Source organism: Acinetobacter sp. NCu2D-2 (assembly GCF_001647675.1).
In the GTDB taxonomy this organism is placed as follows: Bacteria; Pseudomonadota; Gammaproteobacteria; order Pseudomonadales; family Moraxellaceae; genus Acinetobacter.
In genome coordinates this window covers 1,543,220-1,558,115 of record NZ_CP015594.1, presented here as the reverse complement: position 1 = coordinate 1,558,115, position 14,896 = coordinate 1,543,220, and the positions used below count along the sequence as shown (strand labels likewise).

Annotated in this window: 17 protein-coding genes and 1 pseudogene; 9 read left to right on the top strand and 9 right to left on the bottom strand. The window is 39.9% G+C overall.

Features of this window, described 5'->3' with window-relative positions; all coding sequences use genetic code 11:
• Positions 1–23: 23 nt before the first annotated feature.
• Positions 24–251, top strand: a pseudogene (locus tag A3K93_RS07435) (transposase domain-containing protein); the annotation flags it as partial.
• A gap of 285 nt (positions 252–536) precedes the next feature.
• Here the strand turns inward: A3K93_RS07435 and uraH are convergent.
• Together uraH and A3K93_RS07425 are read right to left on the bottom strand one after the other, a co-directional pair.
• A complete protein-coding gene (uraH, locus tag A3K93_RS07430; protein ID WP_067730354.1) occupies positions 537–938 on the bottom strand; it encodes a hydroxyisourate hydrolase in 402 nt (133 codons plus the stop codon).
• Between the two features lie 122 nt (positions 939–1,060).
• Complete coding sequence (locus A3K93_RS07425; protein ID WP_067730352.1) at positions 1,061–1,852, bottom strand: pseudouridine synthase; 792 nt, start codon at positions 1,850–1,852, stop codon at positions 1,061–1,063.
• Between the two features lie 425 nt (positions 1,853–2,277).
• On the opposite strand from A3K93_RS07425, the gene A3K93_RS15110 reads away from it, so the two are divergent.
• Both A3K93_RS15110 and A3K93_RS07420 read left to right on the top strand, forming a co-directional pair.
• Positions 2,278–2,406: a hypothetical protein gene (locus tag A3K93_RS15110; protein ID WP_257735824.1), complete on the top strand. Its 129-nt coding sequence runs from the start codon at positions 2,278–2,280 to the stop codon at positions 2,404–2,406.
• Between the two features lie 136 nt (positions 2,407–2,542).
• Positions 2,543–3,094: a M23 family metallopeptidase gene (locus A3K93_RS07420; RefSeq protein WP_067730350.1), complete on the top strand. Its 552-nt coding sequence runs from the start codon at positions 2,543–2,545 to the stop codon at positions 3,092–3,094.
• Positions 3,095–3,144: 50 nt separating this feature from the next.
• Here A3K93_RS07420 and A3K93_RS07415 read toward each other — a convergent pair whose 3' ends face one another.
• Positions 3,145–4,575: a pyridoxal phosphate-dependent aminotransferase gene (locus A3K93_RS07415; RefSeq protein ID WP_067730345.1), complete on the bottom strand. Its 1,431-nt coding sequence runs from the start codon at positions 4,573–4,575 to the stop codon at positions 3,145–3,147.
• Positions 4,576–4,801: 226 nt separating this feature from the next.
• Here A3K93_RS07415 and msrB point away from each other — a divergent pair, with 226 nt between their 5' ends.
• The 3 genes from msrB to A3K93_RS07400 all read left to right on the top strand — a co-directional run bounded on the left by msrB (position 4,802) and on the right by A3K93_RS07400 (position 6,191).
• On the top strand, positions 4,802–5,221 hold the full coding sequence (gene msrB / locus A3K93_RS07410) for a peptide-methionine (R)-S-oxide reductase MsrB (protein ID WP_067730343.1): 420 nt from the start codon (positions 4,802–4,804) through the stop codon (positions 5,219–5,221).
• Entirely contained in the window at positions 5,218–5,694 is a 477-nt protein-coding gene (locus A3K93_RS07405; RefSeq protein ID WP_067730341.1) for a glutathione peroxidase, read from the top strand. Before msrB ends, A3K93_RS07405 begins: the two co-directional genes overlap by 4 nt.
• 152 nt (positions 5,695–5,846) lie before the next feature.
• Entirely contained in the window at positions 5,847–6,191 is a 345-nt protein-coding gene (locus tag A3K93_RS07400; RefSeq protein ID WP_157883266.1) for an energy transducer TonB, read from the top strand.
• Between the two features lie 40 nt (positions 6,192–6,231).
• Here A3K93_RS07400 and dapC read toward each other — a convergent pair whose 3' ends face one another.
• The 5 genes from dapC to A3K93_RS07375 form a co-directional block, all read right to left on the bottom strand.
• A complete protein-coding gene (gene dapC / locus A3K93_RS07395; protein ID WP_067730337.1) occupies positions 6,232–7,401 on the bottom strand; it encodes a succinyldiaminopimelate transaminase in 1,170 nt (389 codons plus the stop codon).
• Positions 7,402–7,424: 23 nt separating this feature from the next.
• Complete coding sequence (gene glnD / locus A3K93_RS07390) at positions 7,425–10,091, bottom strand: [protein-PII] uridylyltransferase (RefSeq protein ID WP_067730335.1); 2,667 nt, start codon at positions 10,089–10,091, stop codon at positions 7,425–7,427.
• 26 nt (positions 10,092–10,117) lie between these two features.
• Positions 10,118–11,332, bottom strand: coding sequence for a formate-dependent phosphoribosylglycinamide formyltransferase (gene purT / locus A3K93_RS07385; RefSeq protein WP_171255058.1), 1,215 nt, complete (start codon positions 11,330–11,332; stop codon positions 10,118–10,120).
• Between the two features lie 167 nt (positions 11,333–11,499).
• Positions 11,500–11,841 carry an L-valine transporter subunit YgaH gene (gene ygaH, locus A3K93_RS07380; protein WP_067730331.1) on the bottom strand — a complete coding sequence of 114 codons (342 nt, stop codon included), beginning with the start codon at positions 11,839–11,841 and terminating at the stop codon, positions 11,500–11,502.
• Positions 11,838–12,584 carry an AzlC family ABC transporter permease gene (locus tag A3K93_RS07375; RefSeq protein ID WP_171255057.1) on the bottom strand — a complete coding sequence of 249 codons (747 nt, stop codon included), beginning with the start codon at positions 12,582–12,584 and terminating at the stop codon, positions 11,838–11,840. The genes ygaH and A3K93_RS07375 overlap by 4 nt, the downstream gene beginning before the upstream one ends.
• 112 nt (positions 12,585–12,696) lie before the next feature.
• On the opposite strand from A3K93_RS07375, the gene A3K93_RS07370 reads away from it, so the two are divergent.
• Positions 12,697–13,176, top strand: a complete 480-nt coding sequence (locus A3K93_RS07370) for a hypothetical protein (RefSeq protein WP_067730327.1) — start codon at positions 12,697–12,699, stop codon at positions 13,174–13,176.
• Between the two features lie 184 nt (positions 13,177–13,360).
• On the top strand, positions 13,361–13,516 hold the full coding sequence (locus A3K93_RS14965) for a hypothetical protein (protein WP_171255056.1): 156 nt from the start codon (positions 13,361–13,363) through the stop codon (positions 13,514–13,516).
• Between the two features lie 17 nt (positions 13,517–13,533).
• Here the strand turns inward: A3K93_RS14965 and A3K93_RS07365 are convergent, their stop codons facing one another.
• Positions 13,534–14,229, bottom strand: a complete 696-nt coding sequence (locus A3K93_RS07365) for a Crp/Fnr family transcriptional regulator (protein WP_067731696.1) — start codon at positions 14,227–14,229, stop codon at positions 13,534–13,536.
• Positions 14,230–14,321: 92 nt separating this feature from the next.
• Between A3K93_RS07365 and A3K93_RS07360 the strand changes: the two genes are divergently transcribed.
• Positions 14,322–14,867: an Mpo1 family 2-hydroxy fatty acid dioxygenase gene (locus A3K93_RS07360; RefSeq protein WP_067730325.1), complete on the top strand. Its 546-nt coding sequence runs from the start codon at positions 14,322–14,324 to the stop codon at positions 14,865–14,867.
• Positions 14,868–14,896: the final 29 nt, after the last annotated feature.

Genomic DNA, 14,896 nt, shown 5'->3' with positions numbered 1-14,896 from the left:
TAGGTAACTGCGTCTGACTACCCGACAACCAGATGCGCCCCTGGGCGTTGGGACGTAAGAACTGGCTGTTTGCTGGCTCGCTGCGCAGCGGTCAGCGAGCAGCCAATATCATGACATTAATCCAGTCAGCAAAGCTGAATGGGCTGGATCCGTATGCCTATTTAAGTGATGTGCTGAAAAGGTTGCCGACACATAAAGTGACTCAGATTGAAGAATTGCTACCACACCGCTGGAAACCTGAACCGAATTAAAAAATAGGCATGGGGTTCAGCGGACTCTTACGATAAAGGGTGTATATCTTATGAAATAGAAGGCTGGAATTTTGATCAGGAGTATTTTAATAAAGTAGCAGAAATTATTTCTTTCGAACCTAACTTTTATGCTTTAAATTCAATTCACCTAGCAGCATTGGAATCTAAAAAACAAAATGAACCCATTATTTTTGCTGGATATTTTATTAAGGAAGATTCATATGAGCAAATTAAATATTATTGGAGTCTGAAGGAAATAGATGAATTGTATCAAAATCTAAAAAATTAATTCCCTCGATAAGTTGAATACCCATAAGGACTTAACAATAACGGAATATGATAGTGATCTAGACGCCCATCAATGACAAAAACTACAGGCACTTCTGGAAAGAAAGATCGCTGATTATTCGCTTTAAACCAATCGCCAGTTTTAAACGTCACTTTATAAATTCCTTTCTTTAAAGGTTTATCTTTCGGATAAAACTCAGTAATACGTCCATCTTTATTGGTTTTCGCTTCATTTAACTTTATCCAGCTATCGCCTTGCTGTGCTTCTAAAACTACAAGCATATTGCTAGATGGCAGTCCCTGAGTTTGATTCAATACATGCACACTCAATGGATTATTTGAAGCAAAGGAAAGAGTCGGGAGCAAAGAAGCAGTGAGAAAAGATAGTGCATAACGCATGGGAGAGATCTCAAATATTTTTAAATTATAAAGATCATCTTATGGGAGGAGATTTTGTAACTCAATTTGCGTTCTGTATAAAAAAGGGTGCCCGCGCACCCTAATTTGTAACTCAGTATGAATTAACCACGACCGCGGCCACGACCACGTGGTGCCTTATTGTTTGGACGTGTTGTGCCGTTGGTCTTACGACGTGGACGTTCACTTTCATCCATTTGCCAAATACGAGGCGTACCAGATTTTTTCTTAGTACCGTCTTTGTTCACTTTTTTATTGAGTGGTTTACCACCTGTACCACCCGGTTTTTTCACGTAAGAACGTGAACGATAAGGTTCTTCAGCAGGTACATCTTTAAAATCTGGGTAAAGTAAAGGTTCAATCTCTTTGGTTTCACCCGGTTGTAAGCCCAATTGAACAAGGTCAATAGAGCCAATTTTGGTACGGATTAAACGTAAAGTCGGGAAACCAACAGCTGCAGTCATACGACGTACTTGACGGTTACGACCTTCACAAATTGAAATTTCAACCCAAGATGTCGGTACAGAAGCACGGAAACGTACAGGAGGATCACGATCCCATAACCAGCTTGGTTCTTCAACTTTGTAAGCGCGTGCAGGTAAAGTCATACCATCTTTTAGTTCAACGCCTTTGGTTAATTGAGCCAAAGCTTCGTCAGTAATATCACCTTCAACTTGTACCAAATAAGTTTTGAATTTTTTATTTGCAGGATTGGTAATAAATTGGTTTAAACCACCGTGATCGGTTAAAAAGACCAAACCTTCTGAGTCCATATCCAGACGACCAGCCAAACGTAAGCTAGGATCATCTACGAAATCAGACATCGTCATATGGGCTTCGTCTTTACGAAACTGGGAGAGGACGTCATAAGGTTTATTTAGAATGACGATTTTCATAAGAAATAACTTCTTTAATAACTAAAATAAGGAAAACATAGCGAATTTGGTCAAGAAATTAGTCCAATACCCAAATGACGCTTAAAAGATAAATGTATATCCCAATATTATGAGGGAAGATGGCTTGGAAATGTTGTTTATTGGCAAATATTTTTGTGTTTTTGGCTTTTTCGATATTTGGACATGATTTATAGATCCTCTAAAAATAGCGCTTAAAGTGAACTTTGCTACAACATGTAAATTTTGTAATAAAGACTAAATTTTGGATGCGTAAAATGAATGGTTTACACACATTGTCATTACATTGAAGTATTTAGATACAGCTTCAATATTGGAAAAAAATCCTTACACGTTAGAGTGTTCAAAGTGTCATCTATTCATCGTTTGAGATGCACTTTAATACACTGTTTTAAGGAGTTTTTTGTATGGCGAAATCTCAGGCAAAACATAAACAGGTACAACAGAAGGATAAGAAAGAAACCGCTCAGGCTGATGAGCAACAACAGCAACAGCAACCTCAAAAGAGAAAACCTCGCGCGAAGAAAAGTAAGTAAGATATCAACCCATTTGCCAATAAAGCCCTCATGAGAGGGCTTTATTGTTTTTAATTATGAAAGTTCCACAAAACATAACAGTATGGTTTTTCAATAAAAATTAAGCTGAATTTACGTATTTTGATTTGAATTGGATATGCATTTTTATAAAAGATTTAAAATCCTGACCATTATAAGCCTTGGCTTGATATTGAGTGCTTGTCAGCCACCTCCGTCAGGAGAAGCGGTCGGTTGGAAAAGTGCATATTTATATTGGCAGTTAAAACGGCAAGATTTGAATGCGCCACTGACGTTGCCTGTGGAAGGTGTAAAGACATTGCAACTCAATGACACTTGGGGTGCAGCGCGTAGCCAAGGTCGCAAGCATGAAGGAATTGATATTTTTGCTTCGCGTGGTACAGCGGTTGTAAGTGCAACGCAGGGCATCGTGAGGAAAATCGGTACAAATAATTTAGGAGGTAAAATTATTTGGGTGACGGGACCGAATTTAAGTCAGCATTATTATGCGCATTTGGATGATTATGCTGAACATATCCAAGAAGGTGATTGGGTGGAAGCGGGTGAAACGCTGGCTTATGTTGGTAATACGGGTAATGCCAAAACCACACCACCGCATTTACATTATGGGATTTATCTTAATGGTCAAGGGGCGGTGAATCCTTATCCCTATCTCAAGCCCAAACAATAAAAAAACCGCACCTAATGTGCGGTTTTTCAAGTCTATTTTAATGCATAGGCTTAACGCATTTTTGCAAGGAAACGACCTAAACGTGTTAATGCTTCACGTAACTCATTTTCAGCAGGTAAGAAAACAACACGGAAATGATCTGGTGTTGGCCAATTAAAGCCTGTTCCTTGAACCAATAAAACTTTCTCAGCACGTAGCAAATCAAGCATGAGTTTTTCATCATTTTCGATTGGATATACATTCGGATCAAGTTTAGGGAAGCAGTACATTGCACCTTCAGGTTTTACACAAGATACACCTGGGATTTCATTGAGCATTTCCCATGCAATATTGCGTTGTTCATATAAACGACCGCCTGGGCGAATCAAATCATTAATGGATTGATAGCCACCAAGTGCTGTTTGAATCGCATATTGAGCTTGATGGTTGGCACATAGACGCATAGATGCCAACATGTCTAAACCTTCAATGTAGTCGAGCGCACGTGACTTATCACCTGTGATTGCCATCCAACCTGAACGGTAACCTGCAATACGATAAGCTTTAGACAAACCATTAAATGACACACAAAGCTGATTACCTGCTAGAGAAGCAACTGATACGTGTTCAATACCGTCATAGACGATTTTGTCGTAAATTTCGTCTGCGAATAAAATCAAATCATATTTTTTCGCAAGGTCTACAATTTGCTGTAAGACATGACGTGGATAAACCGAACCTGTCGGGTTGTTTGGGTTAATAATCACAATACCACGAGTGTTCGCTGTGATTTTACTTTCCATGTCCGCAATATCTGGATACCACGAATTTTCATCATCGCAACGATAATGAACCGCTGTACCACCAGACAAATTCACTGCAGCAGTCCATAGTGGATAGTCAGGCATTGGAATGAGCATTTCATCGCCGTCATCCAACAGACCTTGCATAGCCATTACAATCAGCTCAGATACGCCATTACCAACATACACGTCGTTAACATGCATATTGAGAATACCTTTTTGCTGGTAATACTGGCAAATTGCTTTACGCGCAGGGAAGATCCCTTTTGAATCTGTATAACCAATGGCATTTGGAAGGTTTAATGCCACGTCATTGATAATTTCTTGTGGTGCTTCAAAACCAAACGGTGCAGGGTTACCAATGTTTAGTTTAATAATTTTGTGACCCGCTTCTTCCATCTCATTGGCCGCTCGTAACACAGGTCCGCGAATGTCGTAGCATACGTGCTCGAGCTTAGACGATTTTTTGATTTCGCGAGGAGTTTGAACTGGGTTTGGCATGTTGATGTTCTCAGACGGAGTGGAGGTCACTTTTGCATAACGATATAAATAGCTTTTAAATGTCTCTGTCGTTACAAGATCAAGATTGTGTTCATCTCGAAGTAAGGCAACAATTTTTTCATGCGTAAATCCTGCCTGTTGATATTTTTTGATCACGGGCAGCAGATTTTTAAAAATTACGCTCTTTTTTTGCGACATTTTTTAATCCTGAGCAAGAATAGAACGAAGAATAGCACGTATTCTAAGCACAAAAAAGCAAATTTGTTATAAATTGCTTACTTTGATTTGTAAATTTGCTTACTTTTTGCTTTTTATGTATTTATAGGTCTTTTGTAAATTGTCGATTTAACACTAGAATTTTTAAAATGAATCACGTAAATATAGGATTATCCTATTTTAAATAGCAAGATAAAGGTACGTGATCATGGGTAAACTCAATAAATCAGAACGAGAATGGCAAAGAGAGTTATCACCTGAAGAGTTCCGTATTACACGTCAAAAAGGAACTGAACCTGCTTTCACAGGGAAATACTGGAACACAAAACAAGATGGGACTTACGTTTGCCGTTGTTGTGGCGAACCGTTATTTAGTTCAGAAACCAAATACGACAGTGGCTGCGGTTGGCCAAGTTTTTATAAAGCGCTAAATAATTCAGCTATTGAAGAACATACTGATACGACACACGGTATGGTCAGAACTGAAATTGTTTGCCATCATTGTGATGCACACTTGGGGCATGTATTCCCAGATGGTCCACAACCGACTGGTCTGCGCTATTGTGTCAACTCAGCGTCTTTAGAATTAAAAACACAAGAAAAAAATGATGAGGAAACCTATCCATGACCAACATATATCAGTTTGAGGCTGAATTGTTAGATGGAAAAAACAAGCAATTTGCAGATTACCAAGGAAAGGTATTATTAATTGTTAACACCGCAAGTAAATGTGGTTTTACCCCGCAATTTGCAGGTCTAGAAAAGCTCTACCAAAAATATAAGGATCGCGGGCTAGAAGTACTCGGTTTTCCCTGTAATCAGTTTGGTGGGCAAGACCCAGGTTCAAATGAACAAATCGGTGCTTACTGCCAAAAGAACTATGGTGTGACATTCCCGATGTTCTCGAAAGTTGATGTAAAAGGTCCTGAGGCACATGCAGTGTTTCGTTATTTGACCAATAACTCAAAAGGGATATTAGGTAATGGCATCAAATGGAACTTTACTAAGTTCTTAATTGGTAAGGATGGTAAGGTTTTGAACCGTTTCGCGCCAACCACGAAACCAGAAGCACTTGAAGCGGAAATCGAAAAGCTGCTTTAATGGGGCAGGTTTTCTAAGATACAGGCGATCATTCGGTCGCCTTATTTATTATGAATATGCGTTATCCCAAGCTTTTCTCATATTATTTAGCTGTCTTTCCAATTATCTGTTCTGGTCATCTATATGCAAATGATGAAAAAAACCAGAAGTTAATGCAACAACTTCTTCAGCCACAGCCTGAATATCATCTGCCATCTCTTAAAGATGCAGTGAATCCAAAACTATTGCATCAACATTATGAAGTGACTTGGATTGCTGAACCGAAAGTAGATTTAACTTCGAAAGAATATGCCCAAGTTAAGCCGAAGGTTAAAGTCAAAATGACCGTGATTGCCATAAAAGGTTATATTGGTAAGGTTGATCTTTTAGAGTCTTCGGGATTAAAGTCCGTGGATGAGAAAATTAAAAAAGCGGTCTTGATTTCAAGTGTGCAGCCGCTAAAAGGATTTGATCCAAATGTCGTCTATGAACTTGAACATGTGATTGATTTGAAATAAAAAAAGCCGATATTAAATCGGCTTTTTTAGGATTTAAATTTTATAAAATTGCTTTCAAGCGTTTGACCACTTCTTCACACTGTGCAATATCAGCCACAAGTGCAAGGCGAACATGATTTTCACCCGGATTACCTTGTTCAGTATCACGTGATAAATAGCGACCTGGTAATACTTTAATGTGTGCTTTTTCCATGAGCATTTTTGCAAATTCCTCATCGTTATCCACTTTTAACCAGTAGTAGAAACCTGCATCTGGTTTTTTGAGTGGCAATAGATGACCAAGTTCGCGTTGGAATAAATCAAATTTCGCACGGTATTGCACACGGTTTTCTTCAACGTGAGTTTCGTCATTCCACGCAGCAATAGACGCAAGTTGATGTTGAACAGGCATTGCAGCGCCGTGATAAGTACGGAACTGTAAATAAGGTTTAAGCAGCGTTGCATCACCTGCGACAAAGCCTGAACGCATACCCGGTAAGTTAGAGCGTTTTGAAAGTGAATGGAAAACGACACAATTTTTGTAGTCATTTCGACCGATTTCAGCACACACTTCGAGTAAGCCGACAGGTGCTTCATCAAACCATAATTCTGAATAGCATTCGTCAGAAGCAATGACAAAATTATATTGGTCAGAAAGCGCAATCAATTTTTTGAATTGCTCTTTAGATAACACTGCACCTGTTGGATTGCCTGGTGTGCACACAAATAATAAGGCTGTTTTTTCCCAAACTTCTGCAGGAACAGCATCAAAATCACCGAGGTAATCATTTTCTTCAGTACAGTTGATGAAATACGGTTTAGCGCCTGCAAGTAGGGTCGCACCTTCATAAATTTGATAAAACGGATTCGGCATGACCACATAAGGGGCTTCATCACGGTTTACCAAAGCTTGTACAAAAGAGAACAGCGCTTCACGTGTTCCTGAAACGGGCAATACTTGGCTTTCAGCGCTAATAGTGTTGAGCTTGAACCGACGTGATAACCATTGTGCAATGCTTTCACGTAATTCAGGCAAACCTTTTGAGTTTGGGTATGTCGATAAATGCTTGAAGTTATCGCTAATGGCTTGTTTCACAAACTCAGGTGCTGGATGCTTTGGTTCGCCAATAGATAGCGGAATTAAAGGCATATTTGCAGGCTGAATATCCGCAAAAAGTTTATTCAACTTTTCAAAAGGATATGGATGCAATAGAGACAGACTAGAGTTCATGAAAAATTACCAAACATTTAAAGTTAGTGTTGTGCATTGACTTGGTTTGAAGCTTCATCCAATGCTGCTTTTAAGGCAGTAGCGAATGATGTGGATTCTTCATCAGTCATTGGGTTGCCATCTTTTTTGGTCACGAAGAAGATATCTTCTGCGCGCTCACCCAAGGTGGCAATTTTAGCCGAGTGAATGTCTAAGCCTTGCATCATAAACAAACCACCGACTTTGGCAAGTAAACCGGGATGATCGAGAGTGGCAATCTCAACCATATTTTGATTTAACGCAGCGTTTAAGGTGATATCCACGGTATTTTCAATATCGAAATGACGTAACTGACGTGGAATACGACGTTGCATAAGACCAGGATATTTATCCGAATGGCTTAATGCTTCTTGTAGTGCACTGATGACACTTTCTTCACGTTCAGGATCTGTCAACAACGTACCAAAGCGGTCTAATACCACATAGGTATCAAGGCTAAATGCTTTGGTTGCCGTAATAATCCGTGCATCCTGAACATCAAGGTTCATACGGTCTAAAATGGCAACTGTAGTCGCAAAGAGGTTAGGTTGATCTTGGGTGTAAATAAAGATCTGTACCGCATCTTGTGCATATTTACGATGAGCACGCATGAGAACAAGGGGTGCAGGGTTATCGCCATGTTCAAGAATGGCACGGGTATGCCATGCAATTTCATCCGCAGATTCTTTTAAGAAGTAGTCATCCCCAAGTTCTTGCCATACGGTTTCAACATCACTTAAGGAGAAGTCCTGAACCAATAATTCACTTGCAGCAAATTTAGTATCTTCAATCAGCATTTGATAATCGACAGGACGACCGAGACCAGAACGAATTACGTCACGCGCATGGGTATAAAGTTGACGCATGAGCGATGCACGCCACGTATTCCAAAGCGATGGGTTCGTCGCATTAATGTCTGACACGGTTAAGCAGTAAAGATAATCTAAATGCTCCATGTCGCCCATTTTTTCGGCAAATTCTTTGACAATATCCGGATCAGAAATATCTTTTTTCTGTGAGGTGACCGACATCAATAAATGGTTTTGAATCAGCCATGCCACCAAATTGCATTCACGTTCGGTAAAGCCATGCTGACGACAAAATTCAATCGCATCTGCTGCACCTAATTCGCTATGATCGCCACCGCGACCTTTGGCAATATCATGGAAAATCGCAGCTAAATACACGATGTCACGACGTGCTAAACGCTGGAACACTGAGCTGACTACAGGGAAGTCTTTGGCAAATTCAGGTTCTTTAAAACGGTTTAGGTTGCGAAGGAGTAAAAGTGTATGTGCATCTACGGTGTAGATATGGAACAAGTCGTATTGCATCAAGCCGGTGATTTTTCCAAAGGCAGGAATATATTTGCCCAATACACCATAACGCTTCATTGCCACTAAAGTTTCGTATAAACGATGTGGTGAACGGATAATCGCCATAAACAAGGCTTGATGTACAGGATTATCCCGATAGGCTTGATCAATTCGCTTCGCCGCAAGCGTCAATAATCGTAAGGTACGTGCACGGATCCCTTCGATATCAGGGCGATTAGCCAATAAATAGAAGATTTCTAAAATCGCGCTTGGATTTTCAGAGAAAATTTTATGGTGCTGTACCGCAAGTTTGCCATCGACTAATTTGAAATTATGATTAATTTCTTCAATTTGACGTTCGTAATTTGGCAAGCGTGGAGTAATCACGGATTCATTAAAGTACGCCAACAACATTTCATTCAGACTTGAAATCTGCTGCGCAGTACGATAATAGCGCTTCATGAATTGTTCGATTGGATAATTCTGATGATGACCTTCTTCACGGACATAACCAAATTTTGCCGCGATTTCACGCTGATAATCGAACAAGAGGCGGTTTTCATCACGTTTGGTTAAGCGGTGCAAATGATGACGAATTTCCCATAAGAAACTTTCAGCTTCTTCAAGTACAGCCAATTCAAATTCAGAAATAAAGCCTAAATGTACCAGGTCATAAATACGATTGACACGGAAGTGGCGTTTCGCGATCCAACCGATTTGGTTAATGTCGCGAATCCCACCTGGGGCATTCTTAATATCAGGTTCTAGGTTGCTTTCGGTATTGTTATGTTGAGCATAGCGTTTATGCTGCTCATCCATTTTGGCATCAAAGAACGTTTTATCAGTCCATGTTTGCGATACGATTCGACGTGGCCATTTCGCAAGGGTTTGATTACCAATAATCAGACGTGCTTCAATGAGTGAAGTGGCAACGGTCAAATCGGTACTTGCTTGTTGAAAACATTCCTTGATGGTACGAACGCTAATCCCAGGTTTAAAGTTACCGACATCCCAAAGTGAAGAAATAAAAGTGGAAATTAGTTGTTCTTGTTCTGGGCTAATTTCATCTTCCGATAAGATCATAATGTCGACATCGGAATAGGGCAGCATTTCACGGCGACCGTAGCCGCCAACTGCAAATAGCGCTAAATCGCTTTGTTCAAGTTCAGCATGTGTCCATAAAAATTTCAACGCTTCATCGATAAGATTTGAACGCGCTAAAATAATTTCACGAATCGACTGTCCATTTTCAAAACTTTCCTGTAACTGGCATTCGACATCACTGCGCCATTGGTTGATGGCTTTAATGTCATGGTTACTTTTTGCATAGTTCAGCAAAGGATGGGTATTGATCATGTACAGTCGTCCGTTAGTCTTGCAAATTAGTTTTGATGAACACTGACTTGGCTTGCCGCTTTTGCTGCCAGTTCACGTGCTTGATTTGTCGTCTCGGCACGCGCAGTGGCTACACCCATACGGCGGCGTTTAAAGCCTTCAGGTTTGCCAAATAAGCGCAGGTCAGTATTGCCATCTGCTAAAGCAAGATTTAAGCCAGAAAAAGAGAGATTTTGATCATCGACACCCGCATAGATCACAGCACTTGCAGCAACACTATGGCGAGCTGTATTCACAGGTAAGCCTAAAATTGCGCGCGCATGAAGTTCAAATTCGCTTTGGAATTGAGATGCTAGAGTCACTAAGCCTGTATCGTGTGGTCGAGGAGATACTTCACTAAACCATACTTTGTCGCCTTTTACAAAGAGTTCAACACCAAAAATACCGCAACCACCAAGAGCAACGGTTACTTTATTGGCAATACGTTTGGCTTCTTCCAAAGCAGCAGGTGTCATGGCTTGAGGCTGCCAGCTTTCGACATAGTCACCCGAATCCTGACGGTGACCAATTGGGTCACAATATGAAGTTTCGATTTCACCTGTGGTTGGATTTTTTGCACGAACGGTTAGCAATGTAATTTCAAAATCGAAGTCAATTTGTGATTCCACAATCACCGTGCCTTGATTTACACGACCGCCAGTTTGCGCATATTCCCAAGCAGCATCGACTTCGTCAAAACTTTTAACCCGAGACTGACCTTTACCTGAAGATGACATTACAGGTTTTACAAAGTTTGGATAGCCGATATCGTCACAGGCTGCACGGAATGATTCTAAACTGTTTGCAAATCGGTAAGCAGAAGTTGGTAGACCAAGTTCTTCAGCAGCTAAACGGCGAATTCCTTCACGGTTCATGGTTAAGTTCACTGCTTTGGCAGAGGGGATGACTGTCGCCAGATTTTGCTCTTCAACTTCAATCAAAACTTGTGTCGCAATCGCTTCAATTTCAGGCACGATCAGATTAGGTTTAATTTTTAAAATGAGCTGTTTAAGCTCATTGGCATCTGCCATATTTAAGGTGTAAGCATGATGGGCAACTTGCATCGCAGGGGCATTGTCATAACGGTCTGCTGCATGGACTTCAACGCCCAAACGTTGTAATGAAATCACCACTTCTTTACCAAGTTCGCCTGACCCTAACAAGAGAACTTTAAATGCTGATGCTTGTAGTGGAGTACCAATCGTCACGCTCATGTAAATCATCCATGCTTGATTTTATGGAGTTTTAGCATAGCAGAACTGAATGTCTTGTTTAGGTCTGATTCACATAAATTAATGATATATTCCAACAATTTTTTTTATAAACTTTGCCTTATTTTAGATATATCAAACTCTGAAATAAGGCATCTAAAGCATCATGGCATCAGCTATTAAAGTGGAAAATAGGTGTAGACCAAACCGTAAGTCAGTGCTGCGGTCAGTGTTGCTAATACAATCCGTTTAAACTTGAAATATAAACCTGCTAGAACGATAAAACCCACTAACATGGCAAAGCTTTTGTCTGGTGTTTCCAAGAGAGGTGGAAGCGTTGCAACAACTAACATGGCACTAATGGCCGAAATCCCGATCGCGCCTAAAGCAATCTTTAGCCACAATGCACCGCGCTGTTGTTTGCCTTGTTGCAGTTTTTGAATGACAAAAAATGGACCGAAGCGTGATGAGAAGTTAGCTATGCCGACGATAATCCCCACCAAGATAATTTCGAGATTCATACTTGATCTCCCATATGTTCAGGATCGTGGCGTTTCAGTACATAATGCTTAAATAATCCAGCCAAGATACCTGAACTAATGCCAATAAAGATTGCTGCTGAAAGATCAATCAAGTAGCAGGCAATGGCTGAGACAACAATGGTAATGGCAACAACAAAAGTATGTTTCTTTTCAAAAGCTGCCAATAAGAAACTTAGAAATAATGCAGGGAGCAAGAAATCAAGCGCAGCTTGTAAGAACTGCGGTAAATGACTGACTTGATCTGCAAAAAGTCCACCAAGAAAAGAGCCAAGCGCCCAAGATATCCAGCTGAATAAACTCAAACCTAGCATCCAAGATTCTGACCATTCCTGACGTCGTTGGGTGAGTTTAATCATGCCTGCAGCAAATACTTCATCAGTCAGTCCCCAAGCCCAAACCGCCGTTTTTTTAAGGTTGAGTTTGTTTGCAATCAAATTATTAAGCGCTGGTCCGTACAGCAAGTGCCGAATATCTAATGCAATTACGGTAAGGGCAGTCATCCAAATTGATGTGCCGCTACCCAATAATGCGACCACAAGAAACTGACTTGCACCTGCATACATGGAACAGGATAAAAATAGGGCTTCCCAAGCAGTAAAGCCAAATTGTGTGGCCGACACGCCAAACGCAAATGAAACAGGCAGATAAGTAAAAATAATCGCCTGGCTATCCTTCGCACCTTGCCAAAAACCAGCAGCTTGTTGAGGGGGAGAGCTTCGCACGGACACGACGTACCTTTTTTAGGAGAGTTGAACAATAGGTCAAATGACAATTGAGTATTCTACGCGAATTCACTAGCATATGATGCTATTGTTTGTTTAATCGAGCTTGAAAATGATGAAGTTCATCGCCCGTGGTTTCTCTATTGTTTCTGTAATATGCCTGAGTTTAACGTTACAAGCGTGTGGTGGAGATCAATCAGACAATAAATCTGTAGATATTAAGCCAGCACCTAAATTAACCAATGATGCGACAGCTTATGCCCATGCAGCGTGGGAGTTAATGAATCAGACCGAAGCCTTGGTATATAACAAGCAATTAAACTTGATTGAAGATCAGGTACGTAAACCTGCACGTAAGCTCGGTACGGATTGGCGTATTAATGTCAAAATGACCGATTCTGTGACTGAAGGTAAATATGCACTTTGTCGAAAAGCGCTGAACAATTTGGAAATTTGGGGGCGTGTTGTTTTAAATAATGAGCGCGGTGCAGATCAGAAACAAGCCGATTATGAGCGAGATAAAAAACAATGTCGTGATGCTTTAGATCAGCCTGAGCTGGGTAATACAGACCCTAAGAAAATCGGTGTATAAGTTGTATATACATCTTAAAGCGAGGCAATGCCTCGCTTTTTTATAGCTAAAAGATATAACTAATCGTTAATAAGAATAATGAGATATGAATAATAAATTATCATAATTAGAGAAAAGGCGTAGAATAATGCGTGAAAAGTGTAGTTTTTATGTCCTGTTGATTTTTAAATATTAGGTTTTTGAGATGAAAAATATATTAGTTATTTTGGCGTTGGTAGGTTTAACGGCTTGTCATAGTGTTCCTAAAACATCACAAACCATTGCTGAAGCAAGTACTCAAGATGTTTATCCATGTACCAATGGTTTTGATAGTGTGAATGTTTGCCAGCTTGTTTCTTAAGCTGCAGCATTCACCTCTTATTCATGTTCTTTTGCAATACGCTTTAACTGATCTAAATTTAAAATCTCGATCTTCTTAAATGCAATTTTTAAGATGCCTTGTTTCTCAAATTGCTGTAATTCCTGATTAATAGTCTGACGTGAACACATCATCATGTGAGCCAATTGTTCTTGTGAAAAGTGGATTGTCAGCTGTTCAATATTCAAATGATTGCCATAGCCATTTAAAATAAATAACAAACGTTGTGCTAAGCGTTGACTCAAACTTTGGGTTTGAATTGATATTAGTTCCATAAACGCATAACGTAATTTTTGGCTGGTGAGCTGTGCGATGTGAAACCAAAACTGGGGATGGTCTTGCATGAGCTGTTTAATCGGCAAAGCAGGTAAATAAAGCAGTACCGATTTTTGTAATGCAATTGCATCATGCGAGCGGGGTTGAGAATCGACTAAAGAGATTTCTCCAAACCACATAATTGGTTCAACAATCGCAGAAATAGCTTGTTTACCTTGAATATTGACATAGCCTAAGTAGATCGACCCATCTAAAACCGAATAAATACCATTAAATTCATCTCCCGATAAAAATATAGATTGATCCTTTTCAATGGTGCGAATATAGCTGTGCTGCAAAATATAATGTTGGTAATGCTGAGGAAGCTGAGAAAACCAAACATTGTTATCCAATAGTTGTTTGTACTTTTGATCCAAAATGTTAATCCTTATTTGGAATTGTCGTCTGCATGACAACTTTCTATTTTTATCTGGGTTATAGTCGAACTAAAGGTATAACAAGGAAGAAGAATATGTCAAAAATAGAACAGCTTTTAAGCCAATATGCAGCTTATCATTTAGACCGAAAAAATGTACTGACACATTTTATTGGTATTCCCATGATTGTGTTTTCTATTATCTGTTTGACCGCGCGTTTTGGCATTGTGGTATCCGGATATGAGTTGACTTTGGCGACAGCTATTTTGACCATAGCCGTCTTGTATTATCTCAGCTTGGATTGGATATTCGCTATCATTATGACGGTGGTTTTTGCTATTGCATATCCATTTGCATATGATATCGCTCAGTGGCAAACAGGCAGTTGGCTTTTAGCCAGTATCGGGATTTTTGTTGTCGGCTGGGTGTTTCAATTTATAGGGCATTTTTATGAAAAGAAAAAGCCTGCCTTTATGGATGATGTCATTGGTTTAGCGATTGGGCCATTATTTGTCTTGGCTGAATTGGTATTTTTATTTGGTTTTCGTAAACCTATGGAAGAGACAATGCTGATTGAAGCACGTAAACTTCGTGCAGAGATGGATGCTAAAACACAATTCATTCATATTGAAGTCAAATGATGTACATATAAAAAAAGCCCCGAATGATC

What these genes read in the sequence shown, in the direction of transcription:
- A3K93_RS07370 (WP_067730327.1), top strand. Translation starts at nt 12,697, where the DNA reads ATGATGAAGTTCATCGCCCGTGGTTTCTCTATTGTTTCTGTAATATGC.
- A3K93_RS07360 (WP_067730325.1), top strand. Translation starts at nt 14,322, where the DNA reads ATGTCAAAAATAGAACAGCTTTTAAGCCAATATGCAGCTTATCATTTA.
- purT (WP_171255058.1), bottom strand. Translation starts at nt 11,332, where the DNA reads ATGATTTACATGAGCGTGACGATTGGTACTCCACTACAAGCATCAGCA.
- A3K93_RS07425 (WP_067730352.1), bottom strand. Translation starts at nt 1,852, where the DNA reads ATGAAAATCGTCATTCTAAATAAACCTTATGACGTCCTCTCCCAGTTT.
- dapC (WP_067730337.1), bottom strand. Translation starts at nt 7,401, where the DNA reads ATGAACTCTAGTCTGTCTCTATTGCATCCATATCCTTTTGAAAAGTTG.
- glnD (WP_067730335.1), bottom strand. Translation starts at nt 10,091, where the DNA reads ATGATCAATACCCATCCTTTGCTGAACTATGCAAAAAGTAACCATGAC.
- A3K93_RS07420 (WP_067730350.1), top strand. Translation starts at nt 2,543, where the DNA reads ATGCATTTTTATAAAAGATTTAAAATCCTGACCATTATAAGCCTTGGC.
- A3K93_RS07400 (WP_157883266.1), top strand. Translation starts at nt 5,847, where the DNA reads ATGCAACAACTTCTTCAGCCACAGCCTGAATATCATCTGCCATCTCTT.
- msrB (WP_067730343.1), top strand. Translation starts at nt 4,802, where the DNA reads ATGGGTAAACTCAATAAATCAGAACGAGAATGGCAAAGAGAGTTATCA.
- A3K93_RS07405 (WP_067730341.1), top strand. Translation starts at nt 5,218, where the DNA reads ATGACCAACATATATCAGTTTGAGGCTGAATTGTTAGATGGAAAAAAC.
- A3K93_RS07415 (WP_067730345.1), bottom strand. Translation starts at nt 4,575, where the DNA reads ATGTCGCAAAAAAAGAGCGTAATTTTTAAAAATCTGCTGCCCGTGATC.
- A3K93_RS14965 (WP_171255056.1), top strand. Translation starts at nt 13,361, where the DNA reads ATGAAAAATATATTAGTTATTTTGGCGTTGGTAGGTTTAACGGCTTGT.
- uraH (WP_067730354.1), bottom strand. Translation starts at nt 938, where the DNA reads ATGCGTTATGCACTATCTTTTCTCACTGCTTCTTTGCTCCCGACTCTT.
- A3K93_RS15110 (WP_257735824.1), top strand. Translation starts at nt 2,278, where the DNA reads ATGGCGAAATCTCAGGCAAAACATAAACAGGTACAACAGAAGGATAAG.
- ygaH (WP_067730331.1), bottom strand. Translation starts at nt 11,841, where the DNA reads ATGAATCTCGAAATTATCTTGGTGGGGATTATCGTCGGCATAGCTAAC.